Genomic DNA, 22712 nt, shown 5'->3' with positions numbered 1-22712 from the left:
TTAGCTTCAAACACTTGACTCGCTGCGATCTCTCGTAGCGGGAGGCGAATCATACAGCGTTTAGAAGCGCTGTCAACCATCATCTCAACCGCATTCGATCATTCGATCGTAGCCCTTACAGCGCCTTCCGAATCGGTTAACTCATTGAATTTCAAGGAGTTTGTCGTTCCGTTGTCGCTGGAAGTGGGGCGCATTATAAGGGGATTCGAGAGGGCGTCAACCTTTAATTTCAAGAAAACCCTAAAAAGCAAAACGGGGAGGCCTACCGGCCTCCCCGCTCCCCCTCACCCCTTACAAGCTTGGGAACGCAAACTGCGATGCTTCATGGCTGGCCCGCTGCGGCCAACGCTGGGTAATTGCCTTGCGACGGGTATAGAAGCGCACCCCGTCCGGCCCGTACGCATGCAGGTCACCGAACAACGAACGTTTCCAACCACCAAAGCTGTGATACGCCACCGGCACCGGCAGCGGAACGTTGACCCCCACCATGCCCACTTCGATTTCGTCGCAGAACAAACGCGCGGCCTCACCGTCACGGGTGAAGATGCACGTGCCGTTGCCATATTCATGATCGTTGATCAGTTGCATGGCCTGTTCCAGGCTGTTGACCCGCACGACGCACAGTACCGGGCCGAAAATCTCTTCTTTATAGATACGCATCTCTGGCGTGACCTTGTCGAACAAGGTACCGCCCACGAAGTAGCCATCTTCATTCCCGGCCACTCGGAAGCCACGCCCATCCACCACCAGCTCGGCCCCCGCGGCAACGCCCTCATCGATGTAGCCCACCACCTTGTCACGCGCAGCGGCAGTGACCAGTGGCCCCATGTCCAGACCGCACGAGGTGCCTGCACCGATCTTCAAGGCTTTGATCTGCGGTTGCAGCTTGGCGATCAGCGCATCAGCCACCTGGTCACCCACGCACACCGCCACCGAAATGGCCATGCAGCGCTCGCCACACGAACCGTAGGCCGCCCCCATCAGTGCGCTTACCGCGTTATCCAGGTCGGCGTCCGGCATCAGTACCGCATGGTTCTTGGCACCACCCAGGGCTTGCACGCGCTTGCCGCGCTTGGTGCCCTCGGCATAGATGTACTCGGCAATCGGCGTAGAGCCCACAAAACTGAGCGCTTTCACTTCCGGCGCTTCGATCAACGCATCCACCGCTTCCTTGTCACCATGCACCACGTTGAGGATGCCCTTCGGCAGACCGGCCTCCAGCAGCAACTGGGCGATGAACAGGGTGGAGCTAGGGTCACGTTCGGACGGCTTGAGAATGAAGGCGTTACCACAGGCAATCGCCAGCGGGTACATCCACAGCGGCACCATGGCCGGGAAGTTGAACGGCGTAATACCGGCAACCACACCCAAAGGCTGGAAATCAGACCAGGCATCGATGTTCGGGCCCACGTTGCGGCTGTACTCGCCTTTGAGCACCTCAGGCGCGGCGCAGGCAAACTCGACGTTCTCGATACCACGCTTCAGTTCGCCAGCGGCGTCTTCCAGCGTCTTGCCATGCTCTTCGCTGATCATTTGCGAAATGCGCGCTTCATTCTGCTCCAGCAGTTGCTTGAAGCGGAACATCACCTGAGCCCGCTTGGCCGGTGGCGTATTGCGCCAAGCTGGGAACGCCGCCTTGGCCGAATCGATCGCTTCCTGCACGGTCGCGCGGCTGGCCAGCTCGACTTTGCGCACGGCCTGGCCGGTGGATGGGTTGAAGACATCGGCGGTGCGCTCACCCTTGGTAACCAGCTCGCCGTGAATCAGGTGCTGAACAATGCTCATGCAAAACTCCAGATGAAGAAGGTAGAGGCCGGCGCGCGTCTGCGCACGCGCCGCGCAGCAAAATCAGAAAGATCAGTCGATCAGGTTCAGGGTTTCGCCGACAGCGTCGAACAGGCGGTCCAGTTCATGCGGCTGGGTGTTGAAGGTTGGACCGAACTGCAAGGTGTCGCCACCAAAGCGTACATAGAAGCCCGCGCGCCACAGTTTCATCGCCGCTTCGTAAGGGCGAACAATGGCATCACCGTCACGGGCGGCGATCTGGATCGCACCAGCCAGGCCATAGTTACGGATATCGACGACGTTCTTGGTGCCCTTCACGCCGTGCAGCAGCTTTTCGAAGTGCGGTGCCAGCTCGGCGGAGGCCTGCACCAGGTTTTCCTTCTGCAGCAGGTCCAAGGCAGCGATACCTGCGGCACAGGCCACCGGGTGGGCCGAGTAGGTATAACCGTGCGGAAACTCCACGGCGTACTCTGGCGTTGGCTGGTCCATGAAGGTCTGGTAGATCTCGCTGCTGGCAATCACCGCGCCCATCGGAATGGCGCCGTTGGTCACCTGCTTGGCGATGCACATCAGGTCCGGGGTTACGCCAAAGGCCTGCGAGCCGGTCATGGCGCCCATGCGGCCGAAGCCGGTAATCACTTCGTCGAAGATCAGCAGAATGTTGTGCTGGGTGCAGATTTCACGCAGGCGCTTGAGGTAACCCTTCGGCGGCGGCAGCACACCGGCGGAACCGGCCATGGGCTCGACGATCACCGCGGCGATATTGGACGCGTCGTGCAGCTCGATCAGTTTGAGCATTTCTTCGGCAAGGGCGATGCCACCCTCTTCGGGCATGCCTTTGGAGAACGCGTTCGCCGGCAATACGGTATGAGGCAGGTGGTCGACATCCAGCAGTTGGCCGAACATCTTGCGGTTGCCATTGACCCCACCCAGGCTGGTGCCGGCGATGTTCACGCCGTGGTAGCCACGGGCACGGCCGATGATCTTGGTCTTGGTCGCCTGGCCTTTCAGGCGCCAGTAAGCCCGCACCATCTTCAGCGCCGTGTCGGCGCACTCGGAGCCCGAGTTGGTATAGAAGACGTGGTTCAGGTTACCTGGCACCAGGTCGGCGATCTTTTCCGCCAGCTGGAACGACAATGGGTGGCCGAACTGGAACGCCGGGGAGTAATCGAGCGTGCCCAACTGGCGGGTCACCGCGTCGGTGATTTCCTTGCGGGTGTGCCCGGCGCCGCAGGTCCACAGGCCGGAAAGCGCGTCAAAGATCCTGCGCCCCTGGTCATCGACCAGGTGGTTGCCATCGGCCGCCACGATCAGGCGCGGGTCGCGCTGGAAGTTGCGGTTGGCCGTGTACGGCATCCAGTGGGCGTCAAGCTTGAGCTGGCTGGCGATACCCACGGGGGCGGTTTCAGGCATGTTCATCGGCGGTTCCTCGAAAGACGATCAGGCAACGATGGATGTGGTTGCAGCTAAGTTGGCACGCGGATAGAGTCTGAAAAAGCCTACATTTCTAATCTTCACACAGGCCGCTACTAAACTAATGAGCCGACGCCCCGATCCACTTGCGCAGGTCAGCGACTTCGACATCCGCCTGCTGAAAATCTACCGCAGCGTAGTCGAATGCGGTGGTTTTTCGGCCGCCGAGAACGTGCTGGGCATCGGCCGCTCGGCCATCAGCCAGCAAATGAACGACCTCGAGCAACGCCTGGGGCTGCGCCTGTGCCAGCGCGGCCGCGCCGGTTTCTCGCTGACCGAGGAAGGCCGCGAGGTCTATCATTCGGCCCTGCAACTGCTCAGCGCACTGGAAAGCTTCCGTACCGAGGTCAATGGCCTGCACCAGCATCTGCGCGGCGAGCTGAACATCGGCCTGACCGATAACCTGGTCACCCTGCCGCACATGCGCATCACCCATGCCCTGGCCGAACTCAAGGACCGTGGCCCCGATGTGCGCATCCAGATCCGCATGATCGCGCCCAGCCAGGTCGAACACGGCGTGCTCGACGGCAGCCTTCATGTAGGCGTGGTGCCACAGACCAGCCCGCTTTCGGGCCTGGAATATCAACCGTTGTACAGCGAGCGTTCCTTGCTGTACTGCGCGGTCGGTCACCCACTGTTCTATGCCGACGACCAGCAGATCGACGACGAGCGCCTCAACAGCCAGGAAGCCATCACCCCCACGTTCCGCCTGCCGGCCGAAATCCAGGCGCATTACCAGGCGCTGCACTGCACGGCCAGTGCTTCGGACCGTGAGGGCATGGCGTTTCTCATCCTTACCGGGCGCTACATCGGTTACCTGCCCGACCACTACGCCACGTTCTGGGTCCAGCAGGGCCGCTTGCGGGCACTCAAACCGCGCGAGCGCTTCTACGACCTGAGCCTGAGCTGGGTGACACGCAAAGGCAGGCGACCCAACCTGGTCCTGGAAAGCTTTCTCGACAGCCTGGCTGCGACACGCTGATGCCTGTCTCTGCCGCAAACGCTTGTCACCTTGGCACAGGCAGGTAATCTTGTCCGACAGCCGCAGCCACTGACCCGTACGGAATCGTCCATGACCCTAGAAGTCCCTGCGCATCGCCTATCCGCCTCGGGCAAGCCCGCGGGCCGCATCCGCCAGAAGAACGAACAGGCCATTATCCAGGCCGCCGAAGACGAGTTTGCCCGCCATGGCTTCAAGGGCACCAGCATGAACACCATTGCGCTGAAGGCAGGGTTGCCCAAGGCCAACCTGCATTATTACTTCACCAACAAGCTGGGCCTCTACATTGCCGTGCTCAGCAACATCATCGAGCTGTGGGACAGCACCTTCAACGCCCTGAGCGTCGAGGACGACCCCGGTGCAGCACTGAGCCAGTACATTCGCACCAAGATGGAGTTCTCGCGGCGCAACCCCCAGGCATCGCGTATTTTCGCCATGGAAGTGATCAGCGGCGGCACCTGCCTGACCGAGTACTTCAGTGCCGACTACCGCGAATGGTTCCGTGGCCGCGCCGCCGTATTCGAGGCGTGGATGGATGCCGGCAAGATGGACCGGGTAGACCCCGTGCATCTGATATTCCTGCTATGGGGCAGCACCCAGCACTATGCCGATTTCGCCACCCAGATCTGCCAGGTTACCGGCCGTAGCCGCCTGACCAAGCAAGACATGGAAGAAGCGAGCAACAACCTTATCCACATCATTCTCAAGGGCTGCGGCATCAAGCCGGCTGCCTGACCCACATTTATGCCCTCTACCCTGCTCGACCTCTGCGAATACCGCGAGGAAATCCGTAAAAGCCGCTTCATCACCCTGGCCGGGCCGATCACCAGTGCCGCCGAAGCGATGAGCTTCATCGAACGCCACAGCGACCTGGCCGCTACCCATAACTGCTGGGCCTGGAAGCTCGGCGCGCAGTACCGCAGCAGTGACGACGGCGAACCCGGTGGCACTGCCGGGCGGCCCATCCTGGCCGCGATCGAGGCGCAGGACTGCGATCAGGTCGTGGTGCTGGTGATTCGCTGGTACGGTGGTATCCAGCTGGGTACGGGCGGCCTGGCCAGGGCCTACGGTGGGGGCGCCAACAAATGCCTGCAACAGGCCCCCAAGCGGCTGCTGGTGCAGCGCAGCGAGTTCGCCTGCAGTTGCAGCTTCAGCGAACTGGCACTGGTAAAACTGCGCCTGGCCGAGGTCGATGGGCTGGTGCTCGACGAGCAGTTCACAGCCAATGGCGTGGACCTGTTGATCGCTCTGGGTGAAGCCCACCTCGCAGCGTTGCAGCAGCAACTGGCCGACCTTAGCCGCGGGCGTATACTGCTGCAAGCGCGCTGAATCTGCCCACAACTGCTGTGGGCCTGCCTGTGGATAAGCTTGGGGCATCATGCTGCAAGCCAGAGCAGGCATGGCCTGTAGCGCTTTGATCATTATTTGATCGGCACTACTGGCAGGCTCAAGGCATTGAATGAATTCAGGTTATCCCCAGCCTCACACCCGCCACAACCGGCAGGGTCAGCCCGTGTTTCACACATTAACTGTGGAGCAGCCTGTGGATAACCCGTGCGCCACCGTGCAAAGCCCCCATCGGCACGGGGTTTACCGCTGCTGCACATTTTTTAACCACCTCCATCCGAAAAACCAACAAGGAGCGCCCCATGGCTGACGCCAAGCACGCACTTATCATCGGCGCCTCGCGCGGGCTCGGCCTGGGCCTGGTGCAACGCCTGCAGGAAGACGGCTGGACCATTACCGCCACCGTCCGCAACCCTCAGCAGCCCGGAGCCCTGGCAGCTGTGCCTGGTGTGCACATCGAGCAACTGGAAATGAACGACACCGCCCAGCTCGATGGCCTGAAGCAACGCCTGCAAGGCCAGGTATTCGACCTGGTATTCGTCAACGCCGGGGTCATGGGCCCACTGCCGCAAGACCTTGAAAGCGTGCACAAAGACGCCATCGGCGACCTGTTCATGACCAATGCCGTGGCCCCGATTCGCGTCGCCCGCCGCCTGGTCGGCCAAGTTCGCAACGGCAGTGGCGTGCTGGCCTTCATGAGTTCGGTCCTGGGCAGCGTCACTGTCCCCGACGGCGGCGAACTCTGCTTGTACAAAGCCAGCAAGGCGGCGTTGAACTCGATGATCAACAGCTTCGTCGTCGAACAACAACGCCCCGACCTGTGCGTTCTGGCCATGCACCCTGGCTGGGTGAAGACCGACATGGGTGGCGAGCACGCAGAGATCGACGTGCTCACCAGCACCCGCGGCATGCTTGAACAAATCAAGGCGCAAAGCGGTACAGGCGGCCTGCGCTTCATCAATTACAAAGGCGAAACCCTGACCTGGTGATTCATCAGGTCGCAGCCCGGCCGGGCGCAATACCCGGCCAGCCCCTGTAGAATGCCGGCAACCGTACCTGATCGAGATATGCCCTTATGTATGACTGGTTGAACGCCCTGCCCAAGGCGGAGCTGCACCTGCACCTCGAAGGCTCGCTGGAGCCTGAGCTGCTGTTCGCCCTGGCCGAGCGCAACAAAATCGCCCTGCCATGGGCCGATGTGGAAACCCTGCGCGGGGCCTATGCCTTCAACAACCTTCAGGAGTTCCTGGACCTGTATTACCAGGGCGCCGATGTATTGCGCACCGAGCAGGACTTCTATGACCTGACCTGGGCCTACCTGCAGCGCTGCAAGGCGCAGAACGTGATCCATACCGAGCCGTTCTACGACCCGCAAACCCACACCGACCGGGGTATCCCCTTTGAAGTGGTGCTCAACGGTATCAACCAGGCGCTCAAGGATGGCCGCGAGCAGTTGGGCATCAGCAGTGGCCTTATCCTGAGCTTCCTGCGCCACCTGAGTGAAGAGGAGGCACAAAAAACCCTCGACCAGGCGCTGCCCTTCCGCGATGCGTTCATTGCCGTTGGCCTGGACAGCTCGGAAATGGGCCACCCACCCAGCAAGTTCCAGCGTGTATTCGACCGCGCGCGGAGCGAAGGCCTGGTTGCCGTCGCCCACGCTGGCGAAGAAGGCCCGCCCGAATACATCTGGGAGGCGCTGGACCTGCTGCAGATCAAGCGAATCGACCACGGCGTACGCGCCATCGAAGACGAGCGGCTGATGCAGCGCATCATCGACGAACAGATCCCGTTGACCGTGTGCCCGCTGTCCAACACCAAGCTCTGCGTGTTCGACCACATGAGCCAGCACAACATCCTCGACATGCTCGAGCGTGGCGTGAAGGTCACGGTGAACTCGGACGACCCGGCGTACTTCGGCGGCTACGTCACGGAAAACTTCCACGCCCTGCACACTCACCTGGGCATGACCGAAGACCAGGCCCGCCGCCTGGCCCAGAACAGCCTGGACGCCAGGCTGGCCTGACGCGCGGCTCAACCCACCTGCAAGGTGGCAACGCGGGCTATGCGGTTGATCTGCTGGATGCCCAGCGCCGAGATATGCAATGCCCGCGTGTCCTCGGCCTCGCGCATCCAGCCAGATTGCAGGAACAGCCTGAACAAGGCCTGGCCCAACACGCCCCCCAGGTGCGGCGCCTGGTCGTTCCACTCGGTGCAGCGGCAGATCACGCAGCCGCGCTGTTGGTGCGGCGCCAAGGCATCGATGTACACCCCTACCAGGGCCAGCTGCGCCCGCCCTTCATCGCTGACCATCAACAGGCGGCCACTGCCTTCCAGCCAGCCCGCGACCACCATGCGGTGGTATAGCTCACTGGCCAGCTCGCCCCCCAGGTGATCCCCGCAGCGACGCGCCCGGCGCAGCGACATGGGCAGCGGTGACACCGGCACCTTGGCCCGCTCCCCCCTGGCGCTTTCCAGTTGCACGCTGGCCAGCGCCTCTACCGCCGCCCCGACCTGCGGGGTAGCCAGGCGAAAATAGCGTTTGCGGCCACGGGCTTCATGCCTCAGCAGCCCAGCCGATGACAACAACGACAAGTGCGCGCAAGCCGACGACGAGGTCAGGCCGGTCATCATCGCAAGCTCGTTGGCCAGGCGCGGCGTACCGTCGATCAATGCCCACAACATGGCACTGCGCTTGGGGTCGGCCATCAGGCTGGCGATCTGGCTGATACTGCTGACTGCGTTCATGTCCCTGTAACTCCCTGCAAGTTCACTGTGTGGATGCGATGGCCAACCCTGGCAGGGAAGCACCTCTCGCTGGCACTGGCCTGGATCGCCAGTATAAGCCGCAGAAATGCCCAATCTGGCAGCCCCACACCGCCCAGTCCTCGTAAAAAAGCCACTGGGTATACCTACCCATTGCAAGGCGGGAACAGGAACGACGCGACCGGCGAAAACCCTGCGCGTAGGCGTTTTCGGCCCGTTGAGACAGGGGGCTCGTTAACTCAGCAGGAAAAAAACCTTCGGCACGTTCGGACGTAGCCGACAGCCAGGTACTACAAGTAGCGCAAACTAAAGCGAACGTTTCCCGGCCTTGCAGGCATTGCAGCGCAACCGGCAAACACACAATCAGGCACCGCCAGTCAGGACACTGACCCAGCGCATGGCAGACGAGAACAGCAGCGCTAAACTGATGCCGCTCCCTTCTGGAGGTAAGCCGCGATGAAAATTGTCGTCAGCGCTTCACGCCGAAACCCCGCCTGCCCCTGGCAGGTCCAGCTCGATCAGCATGTGGTCGGGTTCCGCAGCGAGGCCGAGGCACGGGCCTTTGTCGCCACACTGGAACGCCGCCTGCGCGCCCCTCACCCGCTCAAGCGCGAACCCTGGCCTGCAAACGGCGGGTCAGTAGCGCGGCACTGACTGCCAACGCACCGCAAAGGCAGATCACCAGCGCCATCGGCACGGCGCTGCCATCGTGCAGCAGCCCAACCAGCGCCGCTGCGCCCGCCGCCACACTGAACTGGACACAGCCCATCAGCGCCGAGGCACTGCCGGCACGCGCGCCCTGGCCGCTCATGGCGCAAGCCGAGGCATTGGGGATGATGCAACCGAGGCTGGCAATGCAGACGAACAACGGCACCAGCAGCGGCCACAACGCGGTCGGCCGCCACGCCGCCACCGCGAGCAGCGCCAGCCCGGCCCCCAGGTACAACCACACGGCACGGGCCAGCAGGAAGGCCGGCCCGCGCTTGGCCAGCAAGCGGGCGTTCACCTGCGCCACCAGGATAAAGCCCGCTGCGTTGGCACCAAACAGCCAGCCATAGTGCTCGGCTGGCACGCCATACAGTTTGATGAACACGAAAGGTGAACCGGCGATATAGGCGAACATGCCGGCAATGGCGATACCGCCCGTCACCGCATGGCCGAGGAACACGCGGTCTGCCAGCAGGCGCAGGTACTGGCGCAAAGCGCCGGACAAGGGCTGGCGCGGCATGTCCTCAGGCATGCTCTCCGGCAACCCCAGGCTTACCGCCAACAGGCAAGCGGCACTGAACAGGCCCAGGGTAAGGAAAATCGATTGCCAGCCGGCCACATTCACCAGCACCCCACCCAGCATCGGCGCCAGGATCGGGGCCAGGCCCATGACCAGCATCAATTGCGAGAACACCTTGGCCGAGGCGACCGGGTCGCACTTATCGCTTACGATGGCCCGCGACAGCACCATGCCCGCACAACCGCCAAGGGCCTGGACGAAGCGTGCCAGCACCAGGGTGTCGAGGTTGGGGGCATAGGCACAGGCCAGTGACGCCAGGGTGAACACGGTCACGCCAAACATCAGCGGTTTGCGCCGGCCAAAACGGTCAGCCACTGGGCCGTAAGCCAACTGGCCGATGGACAAGCCAAGGAAATAGGCGGCCAATGTGGCCTGGACGTGTTTTTCGTCGGTGGCGAACGCCTGCGCCATGGCCGGGAAAGCCGGCAGGTAGAAGTCGATCGCCAAGGGCCCGAACGCACTGAGTGCGCCCAGGATGAGCACCATTCGCAGGTTCATCAGGAATCCATAGCAGGCTAAGCAAGTAGATGATTCTACCTGCTGTCGCCCCTAGGAATGTGAAAACATTTGCAACAAACCTAGGCCCTGTCGCGATGGGCCGCACAGCGGCACCACCGTCAGGGCCTCAACCCTGAACCCGGGTCGACACCCTGTTACCCCACCTCAGCCTGATATCCTTCCTCGCGGATGGCCGCCAGAACCTGCTCCTGCACCAACTCACTCTGCACCCGCACCTGCTTGGCCGCCAGGTCGACTTCTACCTTGGCGGACGCATCCAGCTGCTGCACTGCCCGCGTCACGGCCTTTACACAGTGGCCACAGGTCATGCCTTGTACATTGAGCACTTGCATAGGGTTGCCTCCTTCAGGTTTTCCACGAGTTTCAAGCTTGCCATCAGGGCAAGGTCAAGTGCCGTGTGGAACAGCTGGGGTGGAAATCCGCACGCGCGTCGGCCAAGCTGCGCCTTTGACGATCAGCCAAGCAGGAGATTTTTCATGTTCAGGGCAGCATTGGGCGTCGTCGGGTTGGTCAGCGCACTGGCTGTGGTGCCACCGGCCAGCGCAGAGGACAACTCGGCCTACAGCGTACTGATCATTTCCCGGGAGCGCCTGGAAGTGGCTACCAGCTGTGAAATCGGGTTGTACCTCAATGATCAGCTTTCCGGGCGGGTGTTTCAGGAGCAGTCCACCTCGTTCAACCTGCCGCCTGGCCCGGTCGATGTGCGCCTGCGCCGGTTGCCTGGGCAAACCCCGGGTTGCGCGCCAGGCATCGAGGACCAACGCAGCACACGTTTGAACCTGCAGGCGGGCCAGATCAACAAATATCGCATCACCATGGGTCAATATGGGCTGGAATTGAAGCGCGCCGATCTAGGCTATTGACCTTCCCTGCATGGCAAGGTTGATGCTGGAGCCCTGTCCAAGGAGGAGAGCCATGCCCGCATCCACCACCTATGACCTGCCGATCTCCGGCATGACCTGCGCCAGCTGTGCTGGCCGGGTCGAGCGCGCACTGCGCAAGGTCAGCGGCGCTGAACACGTCAGCGTCAACCTCACCACTGAAAAAGCCCGTGTCCAGGCCCCGGCCGACCGCCTGCCAGCCTTGGTCGATGCGGTACGCGAAGCCGGCTACGGCGTGCCCACGCGCACGCTGGAACTGCAGATCGGCGGCATGACCTGCGCCAGTTGCGTGGGCCGCGTGGAGCGGGCCCTTGGCAAAGTGCCCGGGGTGGAGCGGGTGAGTGTCAACCTGGCCAATGAACGTGCCCACCTTGAAGTGCTGGCCGCCCTCGACGACAACCTGCTGATCGAAACGGTACACAAGGCCGGCTACAGCGCCAGCGTGCCGCAAGCCGCCATAGACGAGCAGGCCACCGCCCAGCGCCGCCTGCGTCACGAACGCCTGGCAGTGGCTGCAGCATTGCTGCTGGCGCTGCCTTTGGTGCTGCCCATGCTGGTGCAGCCATTCGGCCTGCACTGGATGCTGCCCGCCTGGGCGCAATTCCTGCTGGCCACCCCTGTGCAGTTCATTCTCGGCGCCCGCTTCTATATCGCCGCCTGGAAAGCCGTGCGTGCCGGCGCCGGCAACATGGACCTGCTGGTTGCCCTGGGGACCAGCGCCGGTTACGGCCTGAGCCTCTACGAATGGGCCCAGGCCCCCGCCGGCATGGCCCCGCACCTGTACTTCGAGGCCTCGGCGGTGGTAATCGCCCTGGTGCTGCTGGGCAAGTACCTGGAAAGCCGTGCCAAACGCCAGACCGCCAGCGCCATTCGCGCGCTCGAGGCACTGCGCCCGGAGCGCGCAGTGCGCGTGGTTGGCGACCGCGAAGAAGATGTGGCGATCGCCCAGCTGCGCCTGGGCGACCTGGTGCTGGTCAAGCCCGGCGAGCGCTTTCCGGTCGATGGCGTGGTCGAGGATGGCAGCAGCCATGCCGATGAAGCCCTGATCAGCGGCGAGAGCCTGCCAGTGCCCAAACAACCCGGCGACAGCGTCACCGGTGGCGCCATCAATGGCGAAGGCCGGTTGCTGGTACGTACCGAAGCCCTGGGCACCGAGACCGTGCTGGCGCGCATCATCCGCCTGGTGGAAGACGCGCAGGCCGCCAAGGCGCCGATCCAGAAGCTGGTCGACCGGGTCAGCCAGGTATTCGTCCCCGCCGTGCTGGTACTGGCGCTGCTGACCCTGCTCGGCTGGTGGCTGGCTGGCGCGGCGCTGGAAACCGCCCTGATCAACGCCGTGGCCGTGCTGGTCATCGCCTGCCCTTGCGCCCTTGGCTTGGCCACACCGGCAGCGATCATGGCCGGCACCGGCGTCGCCGCCCGCCACGGCATCCTCATCAAGGATGCCGAGGCGCTGGAGCGCGCGCATGCGGTGAACCGTGTGGTGTTCGACAAGACCGGTACCCTGACCTCGGGCAGCCCGCGGGTAGTCCACAGCCAGGCCCTGGTCGGCGACAGCGCCAGCCTGCATCGCCTGGCCGGCGCCCTGCAACGGGGCAGTGAACACCCGTTGGCCAAGGCGGTGCTGCAGGCCTGCACCGAGCAAGGCCTGCAGGTACCCAGCGTCAGCGACAGCCAGTCGCTCACCGGGCGCGGCATTGCCGGGCGTGTCGAAGGCCGAGAGCTGGCACTGGGCAACCGCCGCCTGCTCGATGAAAGCGGGCTGCAGCCCGGCGGCCTGGCCGACAAGGCACGCGCCTGGGAAGCCGAGGGGCGTACCCTGTCGTGGCTGATCGAACGCGGTCAGCAAACTCAGGTGCTGGGCCTGTTCGCCTTTGGTGACAGCCTCAAGCCCGGGGCCGCCGAGGCCATCGACACCCTGCATGCGCAGCACATCAGCAGCCATCTGCTAACTGGCGATAACCGGGGTAGCGCCAAGGTGGTCGCCGAAGCCTTGGGCATCGACGATGTGCACGCCGAAGTGCTGCCGGCCGACAAGGCCGCAACTGTGGCGGCCCTCAAGCAGGCTGGCGTGGTCGCCATGGTCGGCGACGGCATAAACGACGCGCCGGCGTTGGCCGCCGCCGACATCGGCATCGCCATGGGGGGTGGCACCGACGTGGCGATGCAGGCAGCCGGCATCACCTTGATGCGCGGCGACCCGCGGCTGGTGCCCGCTGCCCTGGAAATCAGCCGCAAGACCTACGCCAAGATCCGCCAGAACCTGTTCTGGGCATTCATCTACAACCTGATCGGTATCCCGCTGGCTGCACTGGGCTACCTCAACCCGGTACTGGCGGGCGCCGCCATGGCCTTGTCCAGCGTCAGCGTGGTCAGCAACGCGCTGTGGCTGAAAGCCTGGAAACCCGCCCGCGCCCCCCAGGAGGCAAAATGAACATTGGCCAGGCCGCCCGCCGCAGCGGGCTCAGCACCAAGATGATCCGTTACTACGAGTCCATCGGCCTGCTCAAGCCGGCCACGCGCAGCGACAATGGCTACCGCCTGTACCGGGACGAGGACTTGCACAGCCTGGCGTTCATCAAGCGCTCCCGCGACCTGGGGTTTTCCCTGGAAGAAGTGGGCAAGCTGCTGACGCTGTGGCAAGACCGCCAGCGGGCCAGCGCCGATGTGAAGGCCTTGGCGATGCAGCATATCGATGAACTGAACCGGCGCATCGAGGAACTGGTCAGCCTGCGCAACACCCTTGGCGAGCTGGTATCCCACTGCCAGGGGGACGACCGCCCGGACTGCCCGATCCTCAGCGACCTGGCCAATGGCACTGCTGGCAACTGCTGCCACTAGCGTTTGGTATGCCAAAAGCGTCCATACACGACCGAATAGTCACCAATCACGACTTTATCCAATAAATACGGGCGCTTCGGCTACATAAAACCCGGCTGCTGCCGATGCACTGGTTACCTGCCTCGTGTGTCGACTACAACAATTCCGGGAGCGTCGATGAGCATCAAACAGAAACTGACCTGGGCATTCGCGGTCATCGCCGGTTTGCCCATCGTGCTGGTGGCCACCCTGGTGGTCCTTAACCTGCGTGGCGAAGCCCGCGATGGATTCCTTGACGGCAGTAGCCGGGAAATCCGCCAGGTCAGCAACGCGATGAACATCTTCTTCCAGGGCATCAACCAGAACGTCGAGTACCTAGCCGCGCAGCCGCTGGTGACCGCCACAGGCAGCAACCTGAACAAGTTCCTGAGTGCCAACCCATCCTACGAGCTGGGCGATCAGGACAAGCAACTGCTGGACTTCTTCACCCGCCTGGCAGATTCGCACCCCAACTATGCCTACGTGTCCTACGGCGTCAACGACGGCGGTTACGTCGGCTGGCCAGCCGGGCAGAAGTTCGTCAACTACGACCCACGCCCACGGCCGTGGTACCAGCTGGCCATGGCCAACCCGGGCAAGACCGTGCGCACCGGCGCCTATTACTGGGCTGCCGATGACGCGGTGCTCATCAGCACCGTGCGCGCGGTAGCCAACCAGTTGGGCAACCCCGGCGGTGTGGTCAACATCGACGTTTCGCTCAAGGGCCTGACCGAGATCGTCAAGCAGATCAAGCTGGGCGAGAGCGGCTACCTGATGCTGGTGGAAAGCAACGGCAACGTGATGGTCGACCCACGCGACGCCGGCCACAACTTCAAGCAACTGGCCAGTTTTGGCGACGGCTATGCCGAGCTGGCCAAGGCCGGCAAGGGCCTGGTCGAAGTCGAGCTCAATGGTGTGCGCTACATGGCCAACGTCTACCCCGACGAGCGCCTGGGCTGGACCTTCATCGGCCTGATCGAGCAAGGCGAAGTGATGCAGACCACTACCCGCCTGACCTGGCTGATCGGCGTGGTCGCCTTGGTCCTGGCCTCCCTGTTCGCGGTGGTCGGCGCCGCCTTCGCCAAACTGATCGTGCGCCCGATCAACAGCGTCACCAGCGGGCTGGAAGACATTGCCCAGGGTGAGGGCGACCTGACCCGCAGCCTGGAAATTCGCGGCCGCGACGAAACCGCCCAGCTGGCCAACTGGTTCAACCAGTTCCTCGGTGCCATTCGCAGCCTGATCCAGCATATCGGTGCGGCGGCCAGCAAGATCCTCAGCACCTCGCACAGCTCGACCCAGGTGTCCAGCAACATGGCCGAAGCGGCCGGCCGCCAGCGCGAGGCCGTGGACATGGTGTCCACAGCCTTCCACGAGATGGTTGCCACCGCCAACGAAGTGGCGCGCTCGTGCAGCCAGGCGGCCCAGTCTGCGGACAGCGGCCAGCAACAGGCCCGTGAAGGTCAGCAGCAGATCGATGCGGCGGTCCACAGCGTTGACCGCCTGAGCCAGGAAATCGAGCAGTCGGCGCAGTCGATCCAGCAACTGGAGCGTGACAGCAATGCCATCCAGTCGATCCTCGGCACCATTCGCTCGATTGCCGAGCAGACCAACCTGCTGGCCCTGAACGCCGCCATCGAGGCCGCGCGGGCCGGCGAGCAAGGCCGTGGCTTTGCCGTGGTAGCCGATGAAGTGCGGGCGCTGGCCAAGCGCACGGCCGACTCCACCGCAGAAATCGACGGTTTGCTGGGCAACCTGGCCAACCGCACCTCCGAAGTGGCTGCACAGATGCACGCCAGCCTGGAAGTTTCGCAGCAATCGGTCAGCCGTATCGGCCTGGCCCGCGACAGTTTCGGGCAGATCCGCGAGTCGGTGGACGTGATCCGTGACATGAACACGCAGATTGCAACCGCAGCCGAGGAACAGCACCAGGTAGCCGAAGATATCAACCGCCACATCAGCCAGATTCATGGGGATGCGCAGTTGGTGGCCGAGTTGGCCCAGGCAGCACGCCAGGATTCGGAAAGCCTGGCCGGGTTGTCCAATGAACTGGACGTACTGGTGCGCAGGTTCCGCACCTGACAAGGCGCCGGTGCAGGCCGCCCCGTACCGGGGCGGCTTCAGCTACACATAGGCCAGCACCGCCAACCCCTGGTCAAAGCCTCAACTCCCCCGGCGTTGCCCCAAACAGCTGCTTGAACGCCGCAATGTACGCGGATGTGGAATCATACCCACAACCCAGCGCCGCCTCGGTCACGCTCTCCCCCGCCTCCAGCAAGGCCAGCGACGACAACAAGCGCATGCGCTGGCGCCAGTTGCGAAAGCTCAAGCCGGTTTCACGCTGGAACAGGCGCATCAGCGTTTTTTCGGAACACCCCAGCTGCCGCGCCCATTGCTGCAAGGTCTGCGCCTGATCGGGTGCTGCGATCAAACCATTGCACAGCGCCAGCAAACCCGGGTGGCGCGGCAACGGCAAGGAAAAGCCGACTTCCGGCAGGGTTCGTAACTGGTCGAGCAGCACCGCCACCAGCCGCGCCTGCGCACTATCGCCCTCAGGGTAATCGGCTGGGTACAGGCAGAACTGCTTGATCAACTCACGCGCCAGCGGCGTCACCTCCAATACCCGACACTGCGGGGCAGCCCAGGGGCAGGCGTCCCGGCGTACATACAGGCTGCGCATCTCGGCCTGCATCGAGGTCACCACCGCATGCTCGGCATCAGCCGGGATCCACACCCCCCACTGCGGTGGCGCAAAGTAGCTGCCTGCGTCGGTGTAAACACCCAGCACGCCGCTGATAGCGTAGGAGAACTGTACCCAGTCGTGCTGGTGGCGTGTGGTCCAGGAACCGGCGCCCAGGCTTTCGGCACGTGCGTACAGTGGCCTGGGCAACTGCTTGAGTTCAGGAATGGGACGGGGCTGTCCGATGATCGGCATGGCGGCTTCTGTTAGTGCTGACCAGACAAGCCTAACAGTTACGGTCGACGCCTGCGGGATATCTGCCACCTGCTTCGCGGGCAGGCCTGCCAAACAGATGGCGGTTCTTCACCGCTCGACGATGACCGTGACCCCTTGCCCGCCCGCCGCACAAATGGAAATCAAGCCGCGCCCCTTCCCCGCCGTTGCCAGCAATTTCGCCAGGTTGGCCAGTATTCGCCCGCCGGTCGCGGCAAACGGGTGCCCGGCAGCCAGCGAACTGCCCTTGACGTTGAGCTTGCTGCGGTCGATGGCCCCCAACGGTGCATCCAGCCCCAGCCGCTCATGGCAGTACCCAGCGTCTTCCCAGGCCTTGAGCGTACACAGCACCTGGGCCGCAAAGGCTTCGTGGATTTCGTAGTAGTCAAAGTCCTGCAAGGTCAGGCCATTGCGGGCCAGCAAGCGTGGCACTGCATACGCCGGTGCCATCAGCAGCCCCTCGCGGCCAGTGACGAAGTCCACTGCTGCGGTTTCACCATCGACCAGGTAGGCCTGCACCGGTAACCCCTGTTGCGCGGCCCACTCTTCACTGGCCAGCAGCACCAGCGACGCACCATCGGTCAAGGGCGTGGAATTGCCTGCCGTCAACGTACCCAGGCCACTGCGGTCGAAGGCCGGCTTGAGCTTGGCCAACTGCTCCATTGTCAGGTCCGCGCGCAGGTTGTTGTCGCGCATCAGCGACAGAAATGGTGTCAGCAGGTCATCGTGCCAACCTTCGGCATAGGCAGCCGCCAGCCGCTGGTGGCTGAGCAACGCCAACTCGTCCTGGGCAGCCCGGTCAATCTTCCAGGCCTGGGCCATGCGTTCGCAATGCTCGCCCATCGACAACCCGGTGCGCGGCTCGCCGTTGCGTGGCAACTCAGGGCGCAGATGGTGCGGGCGCAACTGCAGAAAAGGCTTGAGCCGTTCGCCCAGGTTTTTGCCACGGTTGGCCTGCAGCAGGATATGACGCAGGCCTTCGTTGACCGCAATCGGCGCATCCGACGTGGTGTCCACGCCACCGGCGATGCCGCTGTCGATCTGCCCCAGCGCAATCTTGTTGGCCACCAGCAGCGCCGCCTCCAGGCCGGTGCCGCAAGCTTGCTGCAGGTCGTAGGCAGGGGTTTGCGGCGAAAGCCGCGAACCCAGCACACATTCGCGGGTCAGGTTCATGTCGCGGGACTGCTTGAGCACCGCGCCAGCGACCACCTCACCCAAGCGCAGCCCATGCAGGCGATAGCGCTCGATCAGCCCTTCGAGGGCCGCGGTCAGCATCGCCTGGTTGCTGGCGGTGGCGTAGGCCCCATTGGAGCGGGCAAAGGGAATTCGGTTGCCGCCCAAGATCGCGACCCGGCGAAGTGAACGCATATGCCTGTTCCTCCTGAAACAAATTGAACCGTACTGCCTGGGTGTTCTTACCCTGGTCGAACGACCATGCCACAAACTTGGTCCACACTTTCAAGCTTGCCTTTGCGGAGACCTACTCATGAGCGATCGCTACCTCGGTTTTGCCAACTCCAACCTTGGCCGCCGCCTGGTGGATGCCCTGGGCCTGCCACGCCCTGCGCCTCTGGAGCGCTGGCAGGCTGGCCGCTTGCGCCCGGTGGAGGGGGCGTTGGTACTGGGAGGCGGCCCCCTGGCAGGCCAGGTCGAAGCCTTCGCCGCGCGCCTTACCGATAACATATACCGTTTCAATGCCGACCACCTGCAGGGCGAGCCTTGGGTCGCTGGCCTGGGACCAAAAATCAAAGCCGTGGTGTTCGACGCCAGTCACTTGTCCGACAGCGATGAGCTGAAGCAGTTGCGCGAATTTTTCCAGCCGCTGCTGCGCAGCCTGGGCCCGTGCGCCCACATCGTGCTGCTGGGCCGGCCACCGGAAAGCCTCGACAACCCGCTGGCCAGTATCGCCCAGCGCGCCCTGGAGGGCTTCAGCCGCTCGCTGGCCAAGGAACTGCGCAATGGCGCAACCGCTCAGTTGCTGTACGTCGGCCCCGGCGCTGAAGACCAACTGGAAGGTGCCTTGCGCTTCTTCCTCTCGCCCAAGAGCGCGTTCATCTCCGGCCAGGTGCTGCGCCTTGAAGCCTGCGCCAGCCAGGTCGAGGACTGGACCCGCCCGTTGGCTGGCCGCCGTGCACTGGTTACCGGCGCCGCGCGCGGTATCGGTGCGGCCATTGCGCAAACCTTGGCACGTGACGGTGCCGACGTTCTGCTGCTGGATGTGCCACAGGCCAGCCGAGAACTCGATGCGCTCGCTGCCCGGCTTGGCGGCAAGGCCTTGGCGCTGGACATCTGCGCCAGCGATGCCGCCTCACAACTGCTGGCTGCCCTGCCCGACGCCATAGACATCGTTGTGCACAATGCTGGCATCACGCGCGACAAGACCCTGGCCAACATGACCCCGGACTATTGGGACGCCGTGCTCGCGGTCAACCTGCAGGCGCCACAGGTGCTGACCCAGGCGCTGTTTGACGGTGGCGCGTTGGGTGAACATGCGCGCATAACCTTGTTGGCCTCGGTCAGCGGCATTGCCGGTAACCGCGGCCAGGCCAACTATGCCGCCAGCAAGGCCGGGCTGATCGGCCTGGCCCAGGCCTGGGCGCCGAGGCTCGCCGAGCGGGGCGCGAGCATCAACGCCGTGGCCCCCGGCTTCATCGAAACCCACATGACCGCCACCATGCCCATGGGCCTGCGCGAAGCCGGGCGACGCTTGAGTTCGCTGGGCCAGGGCGGTCGCCCACAGGACGTGGCCGAGGCCATTGCCTGGCTCAGCCAGCCGGGCTCGGGGGCGGTCAACGGCCAGGTGCTGCGTGTTTGCGGCCAGGCACTGATGGGGGCCTGACCATGAGCCGACAATGGCACGACCTGCATAGCCCGGCTGCCCGCCCCAGCCTGTACCTGCGTGCCGCCAGCAAGCGCACGATCAGCGGTGAGCACCTGCCCGACGATGGCCTGCGCTGCTTCATCCAGGTTGAGCCGGCCAACCTGGACGCCTATCGGCGGCTTTGCCACTTCCCCGACGATGGCCGCCTGCCGGCTACTTATCCACACGTCATGGCTTTTGCGCTGCAATTGCAGCTGATGACCGCCCGTGACTTTCCCTTCCCGCTGCTGGGGCTGGTGCACCTGCAAAATCGCATCGAAGTGCTGCGGCCACTGGGCGCTATCGAAGGGCTGCGCTTTGCGGTGTATGCGCACAACCTGCAGGCGCATGACAAAGGTGGCACCTTCGACCTGGTGACCGAAGCCGAAGATGGCATCGGCGTGCTCTGGCGTGAAACCAGCCGCATGCTGGTACGTGGACTGAAGCTGGATGGCCAGGCCGACGCGCGTGCAGACGACGAACCGCCTCGCTTGCCCGAGGCCACCCGCTGGTATGCCGACAGTGACATCGGTCGGCGTTATGCCAAGGTGTGCGGGGACTACAACCCTATCCACCTGAGTGCGGTCAGTGCACGGTTGTTCGGCTTTCCCACGGCTATTGCCCATGGCATGTGGACAAAGGCCATGGCACAGGCCGCATTGCGCGGGCACCTGCCGCACAGCGGCTATGCCTTTGAAGTGGCTTTCCGCAAGCCGGTCAGGTTGCCCTCCGAAGTGGTGCTCAGTGCCAGCGAGGCGGGGCCTGCAGGAGTGCTGCGGCTGGATGGGCATGGGGGCATACTGCATATGCTCGGCCGCTGGGATCAGCTCTAGGGCTCTTTGCCGGGCCCTGGGGGCGCTACGCGGCGGCCCCTTGCTTTGCATCGGGCCAGGGCAGAAGCTATGCAGCATTTGGAGACCCCCGATGAACCTGCAAGAGCTTACCCAACGCCTGCACCAGATCCGTGACAACAACGACTGGCGTGGCTTTCACAGCCCGAAGAACCTGGCCATGGCCGCCAGCGTCGAAATGGCCGAGCTGGTCGAGATTTTCCAGTGGCTGAGCGAAGACGAGTCGCGCCAGCTGCCTGCCGACAAATTGGCCCACGCCGGGCAGGAAGTCGGTGACGTGGTGCTCTACCTGTTGCTGTTGTGCAGTGAGCTGGGCCTGGACATGGACCAGGTGGTGCGGGCCAAGCTGGCCGACAGCGAGAGGCGTTTCGCTCGATGAACGACCGTCATTTCGATGAACTGGCCACCCGCTTCGCGGAAAAGATCTACGGCGGCGCCAAGGGCGCGATCCGCCTGGCCGTCTTGCAGGCCGACCTGGCCGAGGCGCTGCCTGATCGCCCGTTACGTGTTCTGGATATCGGCGCCGGCCTGGGTCACATGGCCTTGTGGCTGGCCGAACGTGGCCACCAGGTGACCCTGGCAGAACCGGCTGCACCCATGCTCGACGGCGCCCGGGCCCGTTTTGCCGAAGCCGGCCAGACGGCCACCTTCGTCCAGGCCCCCTGGCAAGACCTGCTCGGCCAATTGAACGAGCCCTACGACCTGGTGCTGTGCCACGCTGTGCTGGAATGGCTGGCCGAACCCGAGAGCATCCTGCCCGTGCTGCACCAGCTCACCGCCACGGGTGGCTGGTTGTCGCTGGCGTTCTACAACCGCGACGCCCTGGTCTACCGCAACTTGCTCAAAGGCCATTTCCGCAAGCTGCGCAGCAACCGCCTGGAAGGTGAAAAGCAGAGCCTGACGCCACAGAAACCGCTTGATCCACGCGAGCTCAAGGCGCACCTTGAACCCTTGTGGCAGGTGCAAAGTGAAAGCGGTGTGCGGGTGTTCCACGACTACATGCCCAAGGAGTTCCAGGCCAAGGCTGAACTGCTCGACCTGCTGGAAATGGAGCTGGCCTACCGCCGCCACCCTGGGTTCGCCGGGCTCGGGCGCTACCTGCACTGGGTTTGCCGCCCTCGCTGAGCGGCCTGCCGGGAGGAATACATGCCATACCGTCTGTTGTACCTGGCCCTGCTGCCGCTGGCCCTGGCTGGCTGCCAGAGCCCCAATCCGTATGTTGCCAGCAGCCGGCCGTTGCCCCCGGCGCCGGCCCAGGCGGCCGCTACCTTCGATGCCAGTGCCTACCCGGCACCGGCACGGGACTACGGGCGCTACCGCAGCTGGAGCTGGCGTAACGGCCGGTTGCCCAGTGGCTCGGCGGGGGCCGACCCGGCGCCCCTGGCCGATGCCGTTGGTGGTGCCCTCGACCAGCATGGCCTGCGCCCGGCGCGGGGCGGCCCCGGCGACTTGCTGGTAAGCGCCGACATGCGCCTGGAGAGGCGCTTGCGGCAAGTGCGCGATTACGACACCTATGACCCTTACCCCTACGGCAGCGTAGGCTACGGCGGTTACCGCCACGGCTACGGGGGCTATGCCAGCGTGCCAGTGGTGCGGACCTACGAGGTGCAGGTGATGGTGGTGCGCATCGACCTCTACGACGCCCGTACCGGCCAACCGGTATGGAGCGCCAGCGCCGAAAGCGGCAGCGACAAGGACTCGCCACGCGAACGCGAAAACGCCGTGCGCGATGCTGTGCACAAGGCGCTCAGCGGCTATCCTCCCAGTTAATAGCCAACGGAGAACCATCATGTTGCGCCGTCTCGTTCTACTGTCATTCGCGCTGGTATTGTCAGCCTGCTCGAGCACCAACGTTCAGCAGGATTTCGATGCCAGCCGCGACTTTGCCGCCTACCGCAGCTGGGCATGGCAGGAGCCAGGTTTGCAGTACCGCCCGGATGACCCTCGCATCAAGAGCGACCTGACCGAACAGCGCATCCGTACGGCAGTGGCCGAGCAGCTCGACCAGCGCGGCCTGCGCCCGGTGCAGGGCGGCGCGCGGCCAGACCTGACCGTACGCACCTACCTGATCGTCGAGCAGCGCCAGCAACAGATCACCACCAATTACGGCGGGGGCTGGGGTGGTTATTGGGG

General features: G+C 63.8%; 23 protein-coding genes and 1 pseudogene. 17 read left to right on the top strand and 7 right to left on the bottom strand.

The window, feature by feature from the left end; translation table 11 throughout:
• Positions 1 to 291 precede the first annotated feature (291 nt).
• Positions 292 to 1785 carry a CoA-acylating methylmalonate-semialdehyde dehydrogenase gene (locus tag DMX12_RS26925; RefSeq protein WP_009685805.1) on the bottom strand — a complete coding sequence of 498 codons (1494 nt, stop codon included), beginning with the start codon at positions 1783 to 1785 and terminating at the stop codon, positions 292 to 294.
• Positions 1786 to 1857: 72 nt separating this feature from the next.
• The gene (locus DMX12_RS26920) at positions 1858 to 3204 is read right to left on the bottom strand and encodes an aspartate aminotransferase family protein (protein WP_110679917.1); all 1347 of its coding nucleotides are present in this window, start codon (positions 3202 to 3204) and stop codon (positions 1858 to 1860) included.
• 118 nt (positions 3205 to 3322) lie between these two features.
• Here DMX12_RS26920 and DMX12_RS26915 point away from each other — a divergent pair, with 118 nt between their 5' ends.
• The 5 genes from DMX12_RS26915 (at position 3323) to DMX12_RS26895 (ending at position 7628) form a co-directional block, all read left to right on the top strand.
• A complete protein-coding gene (locus tag DMX12_RS26915) occupies positions 3323 to 4240 on the top strand; it encodes a LysR family transcriptional regulator (RefSeq protein ID WP_009685803.1) in 918 nt (305 codons plus the stop codon).
• Positions 4241 to 4330: 90 nt separating this feature from the next.
• Positions 4331 to 4993 carry a TetR/AcrR family transcriptional regulator gene (locus tag DMX12_RS26910; RefSeq protein ID WP_009685802.1) on the top strand — a complete coding sequence of 221 codons (663 nt, stop codon included), beginning with the start codon at positions 4331 to 4333 and terminating at the stop codon, positions 4991 to 4993.
• 9 nt (positions 4994 to 5002) lie between these two features.
• Positions 5003 to 5587, top strand: coding sequence for a YigZ family protein (locus tag DMX12_RS26905; protein ID WP_029885178.1), 585 nt, complete (start codon positions 5003 to 5005; stop codon positions 5585 to 5587).
• A gap of 320 nt (positions 5588 to 5907) precedes the next feature.
• A complete protein-coding gene (locus DMX12_RS26900; RefSeq protein WP_054913404.1) occupies positions 5908 to 6594 on the top strand; it encodes an SDR family oxidoreductase in 687 nt (228 codons plus the stop codon).
• A gap of 86 nt (positions 6595 to 6680) precedes the next feature.
• The gene (locus tag DMX12_RS26895) at positions 6681 to 7628 is read left to right on the top strand and encodes an adenosine deaminase (protein ID WP_029885177.1); all 948 of its coding nucleotides are present in this window, start codon (positions 6681 to 6683) and stop codon (positions 7626 to 7628) included.
• A gap of 8 nt (positions 7629 to 7636) precedes the next feature.
• Here the strand turns inward: DMX12_RS26895 and DMX12_RS26890 are convergent, their stop codons facing one another.
• Positions 7637 to 8350 (bottom strand): helix-turn-helix transcriptional regulator, encoded by a 714-nt coding sequence (locus DMX12_RS26890; protein WP_054913405.1) that lies wholly within the window; start codon positions 8348 to 8350, stop codon positions 7637 to 7639.
• Between the two features lie 474 nt (positions 8351 to 8824).
• Between DMX12_RS26890 and DMX12_RS30115 the strand changes: the two genes are divergently transcribed.
• Positions 8825 to 9022, top strand: coding sequence for a hypothetical protein (locus tag DMX12_RS30115; RefSeq protein WP_082416213.1), 198 nt, complete (start codon positions 8825 to 8827; stop codon positions 9020 to 9022).
• On the opposite strand, the gene DMX12_RS26880 is transcribed toward DMX12_RS30115, so the two are convergent.
• Together DMX12_RS26880 and DMX12_RS26875 are read right to left on the bottom strand one after the other, a co-directional pair.
• Positions 8973 to 10154 (bottom strand): multidrug effflux MFS transporter, encoded by a 1182-nt coding sequence (locus DMX12_RS26880; protein WP_054913406.1) that lies wholly within the window; start codon positions 10152 to 10154, stop codon positions 8973 to 8975. The two genes, DMX12_RS30115 and DMX12_RS26880, sit on opposite strands and share 50 nt — an antisense overlap.
• A gap of 155 nt (positions 10155 to 10309) precedes the next feature.
• On the bottom strand, positions 10310 to 10507 hold the full coding sequence (locus tag DMX12_RS26875) for a heavy-metal-associated domain-containing protein (RefSeq protein WP_110679916.1): 198 nt from the start codon (positions 10505 to 10507) through the stop codon (positions 10310 to 10312).
• Between the two features lie 144 nt (positions 10508 to 10651).
• Here DMX12_RS26875 and DMX12_RS26870 point away from each other — a divergent pair, with 144 nt between their 5' ends.
• The 5 genes and pseudogenes from DMX12_RS26870 (at position 10652) to DMX12_RS30450 (ending at position 15997) form a co-directional block, all read left to right on the top strand.
• On the top strand, positions 10652 to 11038 hold the full coding sequence (locus tag DMX12_RS26870) for a hypothetical protein (protein ID WP_110679915.1): 387 nt from the start codon (positions 10652 to 10654) through the stop codon (positions 11036 to 11038).
• A gap of 52 nt (positions 11039 to 11090) precedes the next feature.
• On the top strand, positions 11091 to 13490 hold the full coding sequence (locus DMX12_RS26865; protein WP_110679914.1) for a heavy metal translocating P-type ATPase: 2400 nt from the start codon (positions 11091 to 11093) through the stop codon (positions 13488 to 13490).
• Positions 13487 to 13897: a Cu(I)-responsive transcriptional regulator gene (cueR, locus tag DMX12_RS26860; RefSeq protein WP_009685791.1), complete on the top strand. Its 411-nt coding sequence runs from the start codon at positions 13487 to 13489 to the stop codon at positions 13895 to 13897. The genes DMX12_RS26865 and cueR overlap by 4 nt, the downstream gene beginning before the upstream one ends.
• Positions 13898 to 14053: 156 nt before the next feature.
• Positions 14054 to 15139 (top strand): annotated as a pseudogene (locus DMX12_RS30455) (cache domain-containing protein); the annotation flags it as partial.
• A 90-nt stretch (positions 15140 to 15229) separates the two neighbouring features.
• Entirely contained in the window at positions 15230 to 15997 is a 768-nt protein-coding gene (locus DMX12_RS30450) for a methyl-accepting chemotaxis protein (RefSeq protein WP_370593767.1), read from the top strand.
• A 73-nt stretch (positions 15998 to 16070) separates the two neighbouring features.
• Here DMX12_RS30450 and DMX12_RS26850 read toward each other — a convergent pair whose 3' ends face one another.
• On the bottom strand, positions 16071 to 16850 hold the full coding sequence (locus DMX12_RS26850; protein WP_009685789.1) for a helix-turn-helix transcriptional regulator: 780 nt from the start codon (positions 16848 to 16850) through the stop codon (positions 16071 to 16073).
• Positions 16851 to 16958: 108 nt separating this feature from the next.
• Positions 16959 to 18236, bottom strand: coding sequence for an acetyl-CoA C-acetyltransferase (locus tag DMX12_RS26845; RefSeq protein WP_110679912.1), 1278 nt, complete (start codon positions 18234 to 18236; stop codon positions 16959 to 16961).
• A gap of 118 nt (positions 18237 to 18354) precedes the next feature.
• On the opposite strand from DMX12_RS26845, the gene DMX12_RS26840 reads away from it, so the two are divergent.
• The 6 genes from DMX12_RS26840 to DMX12_RS26815 all read left to right on the top strand — a co-directional run.
• The gene (locus tag DMX12_RS26840) at positions 18355 to 19707 is read left to right on the top strand and encodes a 3-oxoacyl-ACP reductase (RefSeq protein WP_110679911.1); all 1353 of its coding nucleotides are present in this window, start codon (positions 18355 to 18357) and stop codon (positions 19705 to 19707) included.
• 2 nt (positions 19708 to 19709) lie between these two features.
• Positions 19710 to 20561, top strand: coding sequence for a MaoC/PaaZ C-terminal domain-containing protein (locus DMX12_RS26835; RefSeq protein ID WP_110679910.1), 852 nt, complete (start codon positions 19710 to 19712; stop codon positions 20559 to 20561).
• 91 nt (positions 20562 to 20652) lie between these two features.
• Entirely contained in the window at positions 20653 to 20958 is a 306-nt protein-coding gene (locus tag DMX12_RS26830; protein WP_009685784.1) for a MazG-like family protein, read from the top strand.
• Positions 20955 to 21704, top strand: a complete 750-nt coding sequence (locus DMX12_RS26825; protein ID WP_009685783.1) for a methyltransferase domain-containing protein — start codon at positions 20955 to 20957, stop codon at positions 21702 to 21704. The genes DMX12_RS26830 and DMX12_RS26825 overlap by 4 nt, the downstream gene beginning before the upstream one ends.
• 21 nt (positions 21705 to 21725) lie before the next feature.
• A complete protein-coding gene (locus DMX12_RS26820; RefSeq protein ID WP_047149812.1) occupies positions 21726 to 22349 on the top strand; it encodes a DUF4136 domain-containing protein in 624 nt (207 codons plus the stop codon).
• Between the two features lie 19 nt (positions 22350 to 22368).
• Positions 22369 to 22712, top strand: a 344-nt coding sequence (locus DMX12_RS26815) for a DUF4136 domain-containing protein (RefSeq protein ID WP_146226871.1), incomplete at its 3' end; no start/stop codon positions are given.

Source organism: Pseudomonas sp. MB-090624 (genome assembly GCF_003205245.1).
Taxonomy (GTDB): domain Bacteria; phylum Pseudomonadota; class Gammaproteobacteria; order Pseudomonadales; family Pseudomonadaceae; genus Aquipseudomonas; species Aquipseudomonas juntendi.
The sequence above is the reverse complement of the archived record's forward strand: the minus strand, read 5'-3'. Positions and strand labels throughout refer to the sequence as shown.